At 47.1% G+C, this 14,611-nt stretch carries 19 protein-coding genes and 1 other annotated feature; all 19 genes read left to right on the top strand.

Features of this window, described 5'->3' with window-relative positions:
* The first annotated feature begins 8 nt into the window (after nt 1-8).
* The 19 genes from radC to ruvA all read left to right on the top strand — a co-directional run bounded on the left by radC (nt 9) and on the right by ruvA (nt 14,581).
* Complete coding sequence (gene radC / locus M3193_RS04935; RefSeq protein WP_251627215.1) at nt 9-686, top strand: RadC family protein; 678 nt, start codon at nt 9-11, stop codon at nt 684-686.
* 239 nt (nt 687-925) lie between these two features.
* Nucleotides 926-1,942: a rod shape-determining protein gene (locus M3193_RS04930; RefSeq protein ID WP_251624751.1), complete on the top strand. Its 1,017-nt coding sequence runs from the start codon at nt 926-928 to the stop codon at nt 1,940-1,942.
* Nucleotides 1,943-1,960: 18 nt separating this feature from the next.
* Nucleotides 1,961-2,857: a rod shape-determining protein MreC gene (gene mreC, locus M3193_RS04925; RefSeq protein ID WP_251624749.1), complete on the top strand. Its 897-nt coding sequence runs from the start codon at nt 1,961-1,963 to the stop codon at nt 2,855-2,857.
* Nucleotides 2,854-3,372 (top strand): rod shape-determining protein MreD, encoded by a 519-nt coding sequence (gene mreD, locus M3193_RS04920; RefSeq protein WP_251624747.1) that lies wholly within the window; start codon nt 2,854-2,856, stop codon nt 3,370-3,372. Before mreC ends, mreD begins: the two co-directional genes overlap by 4 nt.
* Nucleotides 3,373-3,396: 24 nt before the next feature.
* The gene (gene minC / locus M3193_RS04915) at nt 3,397-4,068 is read left to right on the top strand and encodes a septum site-determining protein MinC (RefSeq protein WP_251624745.1); all 672 of its coding nucleotides are present in this window, start codon (nt 3,397-3,399) and stop codon (nt 4,066-4,068) included.
* A 1-nt stretch (nt 4,069) separates the two neighbouring features.
* A complete protein-coding gene (gene minD, locus M3193_RS04910) occupies nt 4,070-4,867 on the top strand; it encodes a septum site-determining protein MinD (protein WP_251624743.1) in 798 nt (265 codons plus the stop codon).
* A 414-nt stretch (nt 4,868-5,281) separates the two neighbouring features.
* Nucleotides 5,282-5,833, top strand: coding sequence for a peptidoglycan DD-metalloendopeptidase family protein (locus M3193_RS04905; protein WP_251624741.1), 552 nt, complete (start codon nt 5,282-5,284; stop codon nt 5,831-5,833).
* Entirely contained in the window at nt 5,830-6,444 is a 615-nt protein-coding gene (locus M3193_RS04900; protein WP_251624739.1) for a metalloprotease, read from the top strand. The genes M3193_RS04905 and M3193_RS04900 overlap by 4 nt, the downstream gene beginning before the upstream one ends.
* Before the next feature lie 41 nt (nt 6,445-6,485).
* Nucleotides 6,486-6,559, top strand: a sequence feature (ribosomal protein L21 leader region).
* Between the two features lie 13 nt (nt 6,560-6,572).
* Nucleotides 6,573-6,881 carry a 50S ribosomal protein L21 gene (rplU, locus tag M3193_RS04895; protein ID WP_184210394.1) on the top strand — a complete coding sequence of 103 codons (309 nt, stop codon included), beginning with the start codon at nt 6,573-6,575 and terminating at the stop codon, nt 6,879-6,881.
* Between the two features lie 6 nt (nt 6,882-6,887).
* Nucleotides 6,888-7,211 (top strand): ribosomal-processing cysteine protease Prp, encoded by a 324-nt coding sequence (locus tag M3193_RS04890; protein WP_251624737.1) that lies wholly within the window; start codon nt 6,888-6,890, stop codon nt 7,209-7,211.
* Nucleotides 7,212-7,223: 12 nt separating this feature from the next.
* On the top strand, nt 7,224-7,514 hold the full coding sequence (gene rpmA, locus M3193_RS04885) for a 50S ribosomal protein L27 (RefSeq protein WP_251624735.1): 291 nt from the start codon (nt 7,224-7,226) through the stop codon (nt 7,512-7,514).
* A gap of 113 nt (nt 7,515-7,627) precedes the next feature.
* Nucleotides 7,628-8,146: a Spo0B domain-containing protein gene (locus M3193_RS04880; protein WP_251624733.1), complete on the top strand. Its 519-nt coding sequence runs from the start codon at nt 7,628-7,630 to the stop codon at nt 8,144-8,146.
* Nucleotides 8,147-8,157: 11 nt separating this feature from the next.
* The gene (gene obgE, locus M3193_RS04875; protein WP_251624732.1) at nt 8,158-9,450 is read left to right on the top strand and encodes a GTPase ObgE; all 1,293 of its coding nucleotides are present in this window, start codon (nt 8,158-8,160) and stop codon (nt 9,448-9,450) included.
* 45 nt (nt 9,451-9,495) lie between these two features.
* Nucleotides 9,496-9,951: an ACT domain-containing protein gene (locus M3193_RS04870; protein ID WP_251624730.1), complete on the top strand. Its 456-nt coding sequence runs from the start codon at nt 9,496-9,498 to the stop codon at nt 9,949-9,951.
* Between the two features lie 38 nt (nt 9,952-9,989).
* Complete coding sequence (pheA, locus tag M3193_RS04865) at nt 9,990-10,871, top strand: prephenate dehydratase (RefSeq protein WP_251624728.1); 882 nt, start codon at nt 9,990-9,992, stop codon at nt 10,869-10,871.
* 174 nt (nt 10,872-11,045) lie between these two features.
* Nucleotides 11,046-12,257 carry a LysM peptidoglycan-binding domain-containing protein gene (locus M3193_RS04860; protein WP_251624726.1) on the top strand — a complete coding sequence of 404 codons (1,212 nt, stop codon included), beginning with the start codon at nt 11,046-11,048 and terminating at the stop codon, nt 12,255-12,257.
* A 7-nt stretch (nt 12,258-12,264) separates the two neighbouring features.
* On the top strand, nt 12,265-13,134 hold the full coding sequence (locus M3193_RS04855) for an aminoglycoside phosphotransferase family protein (RefSeq protein ID WP_251624724.1): 870 nt from the start codon (nt 12,265-12,267) through the stop codon (nt 13,132-13,134).
* Between the two features lie 11 nt (nt 13,135-13,145).
* Entirely contained in the window at nt 13,146-13,868 is a 723-nt protein-coding gene (locus tag M3193_RS04850; RefSeq protein ID WP_251624723.1) for a YebC/PmpR family DNA-binding transcriptional regulator, read from the top strand.
* A gap of 107 nt (nt 13,869-13,975) precedes the next feature.
* Nucleotides 13,976-14,581: a Holliday junction branch migration protein RuvA gene (gene ruvA / locus M3193_RS04845; RefSeq protein WP_251624721.1), complete on the top strand. Its 606-nt coding sequence runs from the start codon at nt 13,976-13,978 to the stop codon at nt 14,579-14,581.
* Nucleotides 14,582-14,611 lie beyond the last annotated feature (30 nt).

The raw sequence follows: 14,611 nt of genomic DNA, 5'->3' as shown, positions 1-14,611 counted from the left end.
AGAATCAGATGATGATCCGGGATGTACATATCGCGGATAGACCCCGTGAAAGGCTTATCCATCAAGGGGCAGGCAGTCTGTCCAACCAGGAGCTTATTGCCATCCTGTTGCGGACAGGCACGAAGGAGGAGTCGGTTCTGATGCTTGCCAATAGAATTTTGAAATCATTCGATAAAATCCAGGACCTGAAGGATGCGAACGTAGAAGAAATGATGTCTGTTAAAGGCGTAGGACAAGCGAAGGCCGTCCAAATACTTGCCGCTGTCGAAATCGGCAAGAGAATCGCCCGCAAGCATTCGGATGGCCGCTATGTCATTAAATCGCCGGAAGATGCAGCAGCTTATTTGATGACGGATATGTCTTCCCTCATGCAGGAACATTTTGTCGTCCTGTTCCTGAACGTAAAAAACGAAGTGCTGCACAAGCAGACAATCTTCATCGGCAGCTTGAATTCTTCCATCGTTCATCCAAGGGAGATTTTCCGTGAAGCGGTTAAACGCTCTGCCGCCTCTATAATTTGCGCGCATAACCATCCTTCCGGAAATCCCTCTCCTTCGCCGGAGGACATTGAGGTGACGAAAAGACTTGTCGAAGCAGGTTCGATTATCGGAATCGAGCTGCTCGACCATCTAATAATCGGTGATCATCGATTCATTAGTCTTAAGGAAAAAGGATATATGAGTTAGCAATAAACTCCTAAATTGGAAATGGTTCTGTGTAAAATCAGTAGTGGCAAGAGGCGCCTGACCCCACAGTATGAAGGGGTTAAGGCGCTTCTTGAAGTTGCGTGGAGAAGGAAGGCGATAGCATCAAAATCCAGTCTATTGCTATTGACACTGTGAATTTGTTCTCCAATCCGTTATAATGTGGTGTATGATTTCAAGAAGACCATAATTATGCGGTCGAATAGAAAGGAAGAACAGACTTGTTTGGATTTGGATCAAGAGATGTCGGGATTGACCTCGGCACAGCAAATACATTAGTTTTCATTAAAGGAAAAGGGATTGTTCTTAGGGAGCCATCCGTCGTTGCGAAAAATACAGTAACGAATGAAATCGTAGCAGTCGGATCTTCGGCTAAAAATATGATTGGGCGTACACCTGGTTCCATCGTTGCGACGCGGCCGATGAAAGACGGCGTCATTGCAGATTTTGAAATTACGACAGCGATGATCGAACATTATTTGAAAGAGGCGACAAAAGCTGCAGGAAGCGCTTGGAAGAAGCCGAACGTCATGGTTTGTGTTCCTTTCGGCATCACTTCTGTTGAACAGCGGGCGGTCATTGATGCAGCAAGGCAAGCTGGCGCTAAAGATGCGTTTACGATAGAAGAGCCATTTGCTGCAGCTATCGGTGCTAATTTACCAGTTTGGGAACCTACGGGCAGCATGGTCGTCGATATAGGTGGCGGTACGACTGAAGTTGCAGTCATTTCCCTTGGCGGCATCGTAACAAGCGAATCGATCCGTGTCGGCGGAGACTCGATGGACGGTGCAATCATCGGTTATATCCGTAAAACGTATAATATGACAATCGGTGAACGTACAGCGGAAGCTATTAAAATTGAAATTGGTTCGGCAAGAGTTTCTGCTAAACCTGAAAAGATGGATATCAGAGGCCGAGATCTCTTGACCGGTCTACCGAAAACATTGGAAATTTCATCTGATGAAATCGTTGAGGCGCTTCGTGAATCCATTACACAAATTATTGAAGGCGTTAGAAAAACATTGGAAGCGACTCCTCCGGAACTGTCCGCAGACGTCATGGAACGTGGAATCGTCTTGACTGGCGGGGGAGCATTGCTTGAAAACTTGGACAAGGTCATCTCGGATGAAACGAATATGCCTGTCTTCATTGCAGAAGATCCACTAGATTGCGTGGCAATCGGTACGGGTAAAGCGCTCGATAATTTCGAAGTGATCAAAAAGATGCAAGTTAGGTAATGAGGGAGGATTTTGGCAATGCCGCGATTTTTTTCGAATAAACGGTTGATTTTATTGCTTGTAGGCGTCATCGTCCTAGTGGCATTGATTTCATTCTCCTTAAAAGACAGGCAGAACGCCACCCTTCCTGAGCAAATTGTAAAAGATGTTGTCGGTTTCGGCCAATCGATCTTCTCGAAACCGGCACATTATATTACAGGCACATTGGATAAAATCGATGGTATTTTGAATACATATGAAGAAAACAAGCATTTGAAAGCACGATTAAAAGAATATGCCGCAAATCAAGCGGAGTTGGCAGATGTGAAAGCGGACAATAAAGAGCTCCGTGAAATCGTAGACAAGAAAGATAGCCTGCGTGATTACGAGCCTATCCAGGCGACAGTCATTTCGAGGAATCCCGATCAATGGGAAGAGAAAATCATCATCGATCGAGGCAGCGTGGAAGGCGTGGAGCTTAATATGGCTGTCATCACTGCTTCAGGACTGATCGGAAAAGTGGTGCTCGTCACTCCCTTCAAATCGACTGTCGAATTGCTGTCGACTGAAAACCGCGACTTCCGGGTGGCTGCGGTCATTCCGGGTGATAAGTCTATTTTCGGGTTGATTGAAGGATATGATTCGGCGCGTGGCGAATTAATAATGAAGAGGATCGATTCAAATTTTGAAGTCAAAGAAGGACAGAAGGTCGAATCATCCGGATTAGGCGGCATTTTTCCGAAAGGTTTGCTGATCGGGGAAGTGACTGAGGTATCTACGGATGATTTCGGATTGACGAAATTGGCGTATATCCGTCCCGCTGCGGAATTCTCCATGTTGGATCATGTGATGGTTGTGAAAAGGTCTTCCCGGATTACTAGCGGAACGGACGGCATAGTCGCCGGCGAGGAAGAAGAGGGGGAGGATGGATCGTGATCAGGTTCATTATCCCTCTTATTGCTGTCATATTATTCTTTCTCGAACCGGTATTCAGTCTTTTTTCACCCATATCAATCGCAGATGTATCCTACACGCTCGTTCCCCGCTTTGTTATCGTTTATCTTATATTCATCACAGCCTACTATGGCCGCAGGCGTGCAATCCAATACGGAATCGTACTTGGACTCTTGTATGATATGTATCACATTGATATTATTGGAGTATATACCTTTTTATATCCGGTGATCTGCTACTTTGCCGCCTTGATCATCAGGCAAATCCATCGCCATATCATCACTGTCATGCTTTTATCGATGGCGATGGTTGCGCTGCTTGAATTGCTGTCATACTTTTTCGCGAGCCTGATTGCATTGACTTCAATTGGTTTTGAAGAGTTCATCGTACTTAGGCTTATGCCGACGATGGGCGCCAATTCGATCTTTGTGGGAATGTTCGGCTATCTGTTCAAACGGCTGATCGACGAAGTGGGGCTGCAAAAAGCCGGAATATAATTAAGGAAACTGTGAGGGACGCAAATGACGAAACAGCACTATGTAACAATAAAAGGGACAAAAGACGGGCTTGTCCTCCGACTTGACGACAAATGCGCTTATTCGGACATGATTGCAGAACTCCGCAATAAAGTCAGCGAAAACAGTCTGGATGGGCTTGCTGAAGTGAAAGTCCATACAGGGAACCGCTTTTGTAATGAAGAGGAGCTGAAGGAAATCATGAATGTCGTGCATGAATCACCACATTTACGGGTTTCAAAGATTCAGAGCGAGGTCATTACAATCGAAGAATGCAATCGGAAAGTACTTGAGAAACAATCGGAGACCTATATCGGCATCGTCCGCTCCGGACAAGTTGTCAAGGCTGACGGCGATCTCGTCGTTGTCGGTGATGTTAATCCGAACGGTCGTGTAGTTGCTGCCGGCAGCATTTATATATTAGGCAGGTTAAAAGGAATTGCACATGCAGGTGCAACTGGCAATGAAGAGGCGGTCATAGCGGCTTCTTGGCTAGAAGCGACGCATTTGATGATAGCGGATAAGTTGGAAACGATGACTGATGAACTGACGATTTTGTCAGAGCAGCCGGAGATGGAATGCGCATACATACATCCAAACGGTTTCATTGCCATCGACCGTTTACAGGAGCTACGGATTCTGCGGCCAAATCTGTCAACATTCAAAGGAGGGAGCTAGTGTGGGAGAAGCAATCGTAATAACGTCAGGAAAAGGTGGAGTCGGTAAAACGACGACATCTGCAAATCTTGGGACAGCATTGGCTCTACAAGGTAAAAAGGTATGTCTTGTTGATACGGATATCGGGCTTCGTAATCTGGACGTCATCCTCGGTCTTGAAAACCGTATCATCTACGATCTCGTCGATGTGATAGCGGGACGATGCAAAATCCATCAAGCGCTCGTCAAAGACAAGCGTTTCGAAGATGGACTTTTCTTGTTGCCGGCTGCGCAGACGACAGACAAAAACGCAGTCGAACCGGAACAAATGAAAGAACTGATCACTGAATTGAAACGGGAGTATGATTATATCTTGATCGATTGCCCTGCAGGCATCGAGCAAGGGTATAAGAATGCCGTTGCAGGAGCGGATCGTGCCATCGTCGTCACGACGCCGGAAATTTCAGCGGTTCGGGACGCGGACCGTATTATCGGACTGTTGGAGCAGGAGGATATCGAGCCTCCTAAACTGATCATCAACCGAATCAAAAGCCGTCTCGTCAATAGCGGCGACGCTTTGGACGTCAATGAAATCACGACCCATTTATCCATCGATCTGCTCGGCATCGTCCTGGACGATGAAAAAGTCATCTCCTCTTCAAATAAAGGAGAGCCAGTCGTCATGGATCCTTCGAACCCGGCAGCAATCGGCTACCGGAACATCGCCCGCCGTATATTAGGCGAATCCGTGCCGCTCATGTCACTGGACGAAGGCAAGCCAGGCTTCTTCGGAAAACTGAAAACACTATTCGCAAAATAACCAGAACCCTTTTTCTCAAGGGTTCTTTTTTTTATCTTTTTCTTATTTAAAAGTGATGAAAATAAGTTATGAATGAGCAGAAGGTGGCGACTCTAGCGAAAGCGCAGCGTTACAAGCAATGTTATCTGCGACCCCAAGGGAGCAGGCTGCCTTAATTTCTGTAAAGTGCGCAGAAATACGGCAAATCGAACCCTACGCTGTTCGATTGGAAAGCGTCCGCCTGAAGCGCAAATCAACTTTTAAAAGTAAAAACTAAATGATAGGAACGTGGAGTTCACATCACCCCGACATTTGATTTGGAAAATTTATTTTTGACAATTGTACTGTACAGATAATAAAGAGGATACTTGGACATTTGCCCATAATATTCAGAGTACACCCGTCATATACTGAGGAAAAAGGTGGTGTGGCGGGGTGAAATGGAAAACAAAATGGTTCATTGCAATCATTCTTACAATTGGTGTATTCAGCTTTGCCAAATTGGAAGAGGCGGGAGTCATCAACAAGCCTGTTACTCAATATATAACGACAGGCAAAGATTTCATCATGATGAAAAAGTGGGTCGCTTCAATAATCGGTGATCCAGATGAAGAGACGATCACAGTTTCTGCCGATACGATAGAGGAGATGCCTTTCGCTGCCTACGAATCGATGCAGCCCTATAAAGATGGCGTGATCGCTTCGTATGCACATCCGATGCCGATTATAGCCCAAGGGGACGGGCTCATCGTTTTCACCGGCTTTACCCGGCAGTCAGGAAAGACGATCACCGTATTGTACGATGACGGGGACGAAGTGACGTACGGATTTGTTGGATCAATTTCGAAGCTTCCCTATTCGACTGTGAAAAAGGGGGACACGCTTGCCCTCATGAATGAAGAAGCGATCTACTTAAAAGTGAAGCGGGAAGGAGTCGTGTTGGAAGCGGCGGTTTTGGCTACTTATTTCTCGGAAGAGACGAAATGAAGTTTCGCCTTCATCCCATTTTGGTACCATTTTTCCTCGTGCTGATGGTAACGGGTGGATTGGCGTTTTACGCTCTCGTCTTCATCTCTCTGCTCTTCCATGAGGCAGGCCATATTTTCGCTGCGAAATTATCGGGCATGAAAGTCAGGTCATGCACGATCATGCCTTATGGAGGAGAACTGCGAATACCTGACCGTTATGCTTACGGGAAAAGGCAAAGAGTGTCAGTTGCTATCGGCGGGCCTGCTGCGACAGCAATTCTTCTCCTGCTATCGATGCTTTTTGACTTTCCCGGAGATGAACAGTTCATGCGCATCCAACTAGTGATCCTGGCGCTGAACCTATTGCCTATTCTGCCGCTTGACGGTGGACAGGCCGTCAGCGTCCTGCTTGAAAAGGAAGAGAAGAAATATAAGATGAGATCCGCATTTCTCATTTATTCCATAACCGTTTTAGTGGCTGTCATCCTTCTGCTTCTCTTGGGACTTCCTGAAACCGTACTTTTTGTTGCATTAGCACTCTTTTTATTGATCCAAAACATTTCTGCTTTCAAGTTCCGGAAATACGAACAAGCCTATGAGCAATTAAAAAGAAAACAGTTGACGTCATGACCTGCGCGTGGTAATATTTTAATGTTATTGTTTGTAGCGCACCCGTGCTACAACCGCACTGATAAGGTACAAGTGTCCGTTAGGATCACCTATGAAGGCGAGTCTGAGTCTATTGAGGAGGTGCAAGTATGTACGCAATCATTGAAACTGGTGGAAAACAAATCAAAGTCGAACAAGGCCAAGAAGTCTACATCGAGAAAGTAGTCGGCGAAGCTGAGGAAACTGTAACATTCGACAAAGTTCTATTCGTTGGTGGAGAAGACGTGAAAGTCGGCGCTCCATTCGTGGAAGGTGCAACGGTTACTGGTAAAATCGTTAAGCATGGCCGCGGCAAGAAAATCACGGTTTTCAAATACAAGCCGAAAAAGAACTACCACAAAAAGCAAGGTCATCGTCAGCCATACACAAAAGTTGTCATCGAAGGCATCAATCTGTAAGCCGGCATGATCAAAATCATTATTGATGAACAATCCGGCCGCATCAGCTCTTTTGAGATGAAAGGCCATGCCGATTTCGCAGAACATGGAAAAGACCTCGTCTGTGCGGGCGCATCCGCGGTTTCATTCGGAGCTGTCAATGCCGTCATTGCACTCACTGGCATAACCCCTCATATCCAGCAAGGATCGGACGGAGGTTATTTGAAAGTGGTTTTTCCGGAAACGGAGAAAGATGATGAAATCCAATTGATCGTGAAGGCGATGATTGTTTCATTACAGACGATTGAACAAGATTATGGGCAACATATAAAACTTATTTTCAACCGATAGGAGGTGGCACTAATGTTACGTTTGGATCTCCAGTTTTTCGCATCGAAAAAAGGGGTAGGTTCTACAAAGAACGGTCGTGACTCTCATTCGAAACGTCTTGGCGCAAAGCGCGCTGATGGACAATTCGTATCAGGCGGCTCTATCCTTTATCGCCAACGCGGAACAAAAATTCACCCAGGTGAAAACGTCGGCCGCGGCGGGGACGATACACTTTTCGCGAAAGTTGACGGCGTAGTTCGTTTCGAACGCTTTGGCCGCGACAAGAAAAAAGTGAGCGTGTACCCTGTAGCTCAAGAAGCTTAATGTTATTACTAACATTGAAAGGACTGCATTTTACCGTGCAGTCCTTTTTATTTTTGGCGAATTTTGTGAAAGGGATGCTATACTGTAGTATATGAACAGTTGGCGGTGAGAAAATGGGATCGGAAGACCTGACGGTTGGGAAAGCGCTGAAGTTTGCACGCCATGATTTTTTAAATGAACTGCAATTAATGTTATTATATATGGATCTCGGGAAAATGCCCGATGCTCGAAGGACGCTGTTAGAAGCGACGGAGCGAATGCGTCATCTCTCCATGCTGGAAAAACTCCGCCTGCCAAAGACGGAAATGTGGCTTAACACATTCGAATGGAGACATACTGCGTTTTCAAAGAAGTTGCACAGCGAAATCATTGCCGGGGATCGAAGCGCAAACGACGAGGCGGTCGCCGATTATTTGGAACAGTTGATCGTCATTGTTGAGTCAGGGATTGACCCGATGGATGAATATTTCATTCGTATAGCGGTACATGCTACTGAAAAGCAATGGATGATTCAAATGACAGTTGAAGGAGCCCTCGCCGGAACGATCGTATTGCCACAGACGGATGGCGGGTTTGAAGCGAGTGGAGTTCTGCAGGACAAGGAATGGACGTTCACAATAAGTGGACAATAGGAGGAAAAAACATGTTTGTCGATCACGTTAAAGTATATGTAAAAGGCGGCAACGGCGGTGATGGGATGGTTGCATTCCGCCGCGAGAAGTATATTGCATACGGTGGCCCTGCCGGAGGGGATGGCGGAAAAGGCGGCGATGTCGTTTTCATCGTTGACGAAGGCTTGCGGACCCTAATGGATTTCCGTTACCAACGCCATTTCAAAGCCCCGCGCGGAGAGCACGGCGGCAGTAAAAACCAGCACGGCAAAGGCGGCCAGGACATGGTCGTCAAAGTTCCGCCGGGTACAATTGTGAAAGATGCCGAAACGGATACGATCATCGCTGACCTTGTTGAGCACGGACAGACGGCGGTCATTGCTAAAGGCGGACGGGGAGGTCGCGGAAATTCGCGTTTTGCAACCCCTCAAAACCCAGCGCCTGAGCTTTCGGAAAAAGGTGAGCCAGGTGTCGAGCGTGAAATCACACTTGAATTGAAAGTGCTCGCTGATGCAGGTCTAGTAGGTTTCCCGAGCGTCGGAAAATCGACATTGCTATCTGTCGTCTCAGCCGCAAAGCCGAAAATCGCCGATTACCATTTCACGACGCTTGTACCGAATCTTGGCATGGTCGAGCTGGAGGCCGGCACGACGTTCGTTCTCGCCGATCTGCCGGGACTTATCGAAGGGGCGCATGAAGGCGTCGGACTCGGACATCAATTCCTGCGCCATATCGAACGGACAAGGGTCATCATCCACGTCGTAGATATGTCCGGGATGGAAGGACGAGATCCATACGATGATTTCATTACAATCAACGAGGAGCTTGAGAGGTACAATCTCCGTTTAATGGAGCGTCCTCAAATCATCGTTGCCAATAAAATGGACATGCCGGAAGCGGAAGAGAACCTTAAGCTGTTCAAAGATAAGCTCAATGATGAAGAAGCGCTTGTTTTCCCGATTTCTGCAATTACAAGAGAAGGCTTGGATCAGCTGCTGTTTGCTGTTGCAGACTTGCTCGAAACGACGCCTGAGTTCCCGATGCATGAAATCGAGGATCAAGATGAAAATCGTTCTGTATTGTATAAGCATGAAGCCGAAGCTGAAGACTTCAAGATTACCCGTGATGATGACGGAGCATTTGTCCTATCGGGTTATACGCTGGAACGTCTATTTAAGATGACAGACTTCAATTTCGATCAGTCCGTCCGTAAATTTGCGCGTCAAATGCGTGGAATGGGAATTGATGATGCACTCCGTGAACGTGGGGCGAAGGACGGGGACACGGTGAGGATCCTCGACTTTGAATTCGAATTCCTTGAATAGTTGACAGAAGCTGTCGGTTAATGAATTGTTGCAAGGAGGCATTCAATGAAGCCATTGGGGGAAGGGCAGTTTTATCTTGTAAGGGAAGATGTGCTGACTGAATCGATGTTGAAGATGCTCGAGGCGAAAAGACTTCTGGCAAGCGGAGAGGAAAGGACAATCCAGGAAGCGACAAAGCGGGTCGGATTGTCCCGCAGTGCATACTACAAATATAAGGACACCGTCTTCCCGTTCGAGTCGATCGCCCGGGAACGTGTTTTGACGATTTTCATTCAATTGGAGGATCGGAAGGGCTCGCTTGCAACGATTCTTCGGATTGTTTCGGAAGCGAAATGCAATGTGCTGACGATCCACCAGACGATTCCAGTGCAAGGCCGCGCAAATATTACATTATCACTCGATGTTACCGAGATGGAGATCAAAATGGAGGAATTCATGCAAAGATTGAAAGCCCCGAATTTCATCGATTCCGTCCATTTGATTAGCTCGGGAGCTCTTTAAGTAGTGCCAACAGAGAGCAAGAAGATGGAGGGACTGGGATGAGCGAAAAAGAATACAAGCCTACGATCGCATATTTAGGACCGGAAGCATCATTTACACATGTAGCGGCAACTCACCTTTTTGGTACTGATGGTCTCGTTCCGCAACCGACAATACCTGATTGTATTGAAGCTGTTACAGAAGGACATGTCGCGTATGCAATTGTGCCGCTTGAAAATGCATTGGAAGGTTCAGTGCCGATGACGATCGATTATTTATTCCACGGAAGTGACCTGTTCATCAACGCGGAAATTTCAATACCTATTGAACAGCATCTAATGGTCAATGAAAAATGGAAGGATGCACTGGAACAGCTTGAATCAGTCCGCTCCCATCCGCACGCGCTTGCACAATGCCATAAATATCTGCAGTACCATTACCGCCGTACACCGCTGATCCAGACAACATCGACTGCGGCTGCAGCAAAGTATATTTCCGAAACTCCGGATCATTGCATTGCTGCAATCGGAAATAGCTTGGCTGCTGAAAAATACGGCTTACATATCGCAGAAGAAAATATCCATGATTTTCATTTCAACCACACCAGGTTCGTCGTCTTGTCATTGCGGAAAGGTCAGTTGGAGCAGTACGGCCATTCGGAAATGCCGAAAACGACTTTCATGGTCAAGTTGCCGGAGGACGACCGTTCAGGTGTGCTCCATCAAATACTATCGGTTTTTGCATGGCGGAAGCTGAATTTAAGCAAAATTGAATCCAGACCGATGAAAACTGGGCTTGGAAATTATTTTTTCATCATTGATGTAATGGAAAGCGAAGAACATCCGATGATGAAAGGCGCGCTTGAAGAGTTAGCCGCGCTCAACGTCACTGTACGGTCTTTCGGTACGTATTTCAGTTATGAACAAAAACCTTCACACTAATTTCAGTGTGAAGGTTTTTGCATGTAAACAGCAGGCCGTACATTGGTTTTTCGAATGAATAAACAAGCCGCTTCTACAATATACATACTAAGAGACAGGGCGCCTCTGTCAAATTTGCGTCACAAAGACGGGCGTTCGTTCATACGATGGATTGATGGAAGGGGGATTTTGTTAGTGGATGTCCATATTGTTGTAAAAGGGGATACGTTGTGGAAAATTGCACGACAGTACGGTATCTCTTTTGATGAATTGAAAAGGGTGAATGCCCATCTGGCAAATCCGGATTATATCGTTCCGGGCATGAAGATTTTCCTGCCGAAGAAGAAGGCAGGGCATATGCCGACTGAGAAAGGCAAAGAAAAGATGCACGAAAAAGTGAAACAACATCATCAAGCTCCAACGCAACCGCATGAGAAACCGAGCAAGCCGGAGGAAAAGATTCCATTGCCGAAGGAAAAAACGGAATTTGAAATGCCTATGCCGCCGTCCGTGCCGAAGCAACCTATGCCAACCGCACCTGTTCAGAAGCCGCCTGCTGCGATGACACCACCAGCTGAATCGCCGATGATGCAACCTTTACCGCCTGTACCATCTTTACCGCCTATGCCGCCTCCTGTCCCGATGCCGCCAATGCAGATGCCGCAATTTTTCCAACCGTGCATGCCTGTGCCTTGTGGATGGATGCCGATTTATGATGCGGATTGTGCTCCAATGGCTTTCCCGAGCTTTACACAACAAATTCCTGCGGCGCCCGTTATGCCGCAACAGGTGATGCCGTCTCAGGAATTGCCGATGCCGCCTGCACGGCTCGGAGTGAAGCCGCCTTCAATTGAGATGACCGAAGAGCTTGAGGAGTTCGATGAATCGCCGATTTATCCTGGAAGAGGTGCTGGAGCTCCTCCGACATATCCGATTACTGGTTGGGAATTGATGGAGTCGCCGATGATGCCGGAAGAAATGATGGAGTCACCGATGATGACGGAAGAATCTCCGGAACAAGAGGTTTATTGCCCGCCTGAACAAGGATATGTACCTCAAATGGTATCACCTGAATTTCAGAATCCATATGGGATGATGCAACCGCCACAGCAGCCATTTGCATTCGGTTATCCATGTCCGCCAATGCATCAACCAATGCATCATTGTGGTTGCAGCTGCCATTCGCAAGGGTTCTACGGTATGTCTCCAAGCGAGATGCAGCCGAATTACATGATGCCGATGCAAGTAAGCCCGATGCAAATGCAGCCGGCACAAATGTATCCGGTGCAGATGAATCCGATGCCGATGATGCAACCGCCTATGAACCCCATGCAGATGAACCCCATGCAGATGAATCCGATGCAAATGCCAATCAACCCTATGGACAATTACGGGTGCGGTTGCTGACCGGCGTATGGCGCTGGAAAAGGAAATCCGGAAAGTAAAAAAGAATGTTTGGAAGATGGTGGAAGGGGAAGCGGCCTATTCTCTGAAAAGGTATTCGTCCCGATCGACAGCTGTGAAAGTCGAATATGTACATCGGCAGCTGCAAGCAATCCGATTTCCACATATTATGCCGGTCATTCCCACCGAAGATCCGCTATTCATCATGCAGCCATGGATTGAAGGGACAAAACCCGTAAACTTCAGGCGCAGGATTGATCGGACCGATTCATTAACAGCACTTCAAGCGCTGCACAATACGAAGGAGCAGATCGATTGGGACGCCTCCCCTTATCTGCACAGATATCAGCTTCTGGATAAATGGCGGGATAGATTGGATCGGTTCATCGATCATCGCGATTCATTCGGGAAATTCATACGGATACAAGCGATTGACGAAATTATCATGTACGGGGAGGAAGCCCTTCCCGTAGTAAAGAAGAATCATCGTCAACTTTCAGGGTACACGCTCCTGCATGGGGATGTCGTCCATCACAACATCCTCCGTGATGACAACGGGCTGATCCGCTTCATCGATTTCGATTTAGCATGTTCAGGGCCCGCCGGAACAGAGTTGGCGCTTTGGATGCACCGTGTTTTGCCGAATGTGTGCTACAATCTGGATTTCCTTCTGGCGGAACAGTCGTCTTTAAGCGGTCTGGATGCTGGTTCGATGTCCATGCTGCTTTATCCGAATGAACTACTGAGGGAATGGCTGCACTTGTTGAGCGTTCCCGCAGATAAGCGGGAAAGTCTTGCGAAGAAGCTCATCCCCTTTACGGAATATGCACTCTCTTCATGGCCGAAGCTATGGTATGATATAGAACGGAACATGAAGTAGGAGGATGCATAATGGCTGGCCATTCAAAGTGGAAAAATATCCAGAACCGTAAAGGTGCGCAAGACGCAAAACGAGGTAAAATCTTTCAAAAGATGTCAAGGGAACTATATGTAGCTGCGAAATCAGGTGGTGGAGATCCGGAAACGAATCCCGCACTCCGTTTAGCAATCGAGAAATCGAAAAGCTTCAATGTCCCGAATGATGTCATAAAGAGAGCAATCGATAAAGCGACCGGCACAGGTGCGGATGAGAACTATGAAGAAGTCGTCTATGAAGGATATGGACCTGGAGGAGTAGCGGTTCTTGTACAATGTCTGACAGAGAATCGAAACAGGACAGCGCCGAATATCCGTGTAGCTTTCAATAAAAACGGCGGGAGCTTGGGTGAAAGCGGCTCAGTCGCCTATCTATTCAACCGTAAAGGACGCCTGTTTGTCGAGCGTACGGTAGAATCCGACGAAGAAGCGATCATGCTTGCGGCATTGGAAGCGGGTGCTGAGGATATCGAGTCGACAGAAGACGGCTTTGAAATCATTACAGAACCGTCAAGCTTCATGGAAGTAAAAGAAGCTTTGGAAGCTGATGGCATCGAATTCATTTCAGCGGAAGTGGAAATGATTCCGACGATCTATGCTGAATTGCAAGGTGAAAATGCCGAGCAATTCGAAAAGATGATCGATGCCTTGGAAGATGATGATGACGTACAAAACATATATCATAACGTAAGTGAATGAGCCGCCTCGTCCGCGGCTTTTTTTAATGATATGGTGACATTCACATCGATAGGTAGAAAACCCGTTCGTATGCTATAATAGTTTCGATACTTTAGGGGGAGAATGTCTTGTACGATTATATTAAAGGAATCATTACACGGGTGACACCCGAATACATAACGCTCGAACAAGGCGGCATCGGCTGGCAGATCATGACGCCCAATCCATATGCCTTCCATCAGACGGAGGAAATCCAGCAAGTGTTCACATATTTGCACGTCCGTGAAGATGTGCAATGGCTGCTCGGCTTCAAATCACTTGAACAGCGCGAACTATTCAAGAAGCTCATCACCGTTTCCGGAATCGGCCCGAAAGGCGCACTTGCCATTTTGGCAAGCGGCATCCCTTCCCAAGTTATTGGCGCAATTGAAAGGGAGGACGAAGCATTCCTCGTACAGTTTCCGGGAGTCGGAAAAAAGACTGCCCGTCAAATGATCCTGGATTTGAAAGGGAAGCTTGGAGATTTATTCACGGAAATCGAAATGCCTGATACGGATGTGACCCTTCTCTCCATGGCGGAAAATGGCGCATTGGATGAAGCGATCCTCGCATTGCAGGCGCTTGGTTATTCGCAGCGTGAATTGGCGAAAGTGAAAACGGACATGCAGAAGGAAGACTTGGATACGGAAGGCTATATGAAGCTCGCATTGCGTTTGCTTTTGAAACATAAATAACAATACACAAAGGAAGGAGGAGCGGCGGTC

The organism is Sporosarcina luteola (assembly GCF_023715585.1).
Lineage (GTDB): Bacteria > Bacillota > Bacilli > Bacillales_A > Planococcaceae > Sporosarcina > Sporosarcina luteola_D.
This window is presented reverse-complemented; position numbering and strand designations above follow the sequence as displayed.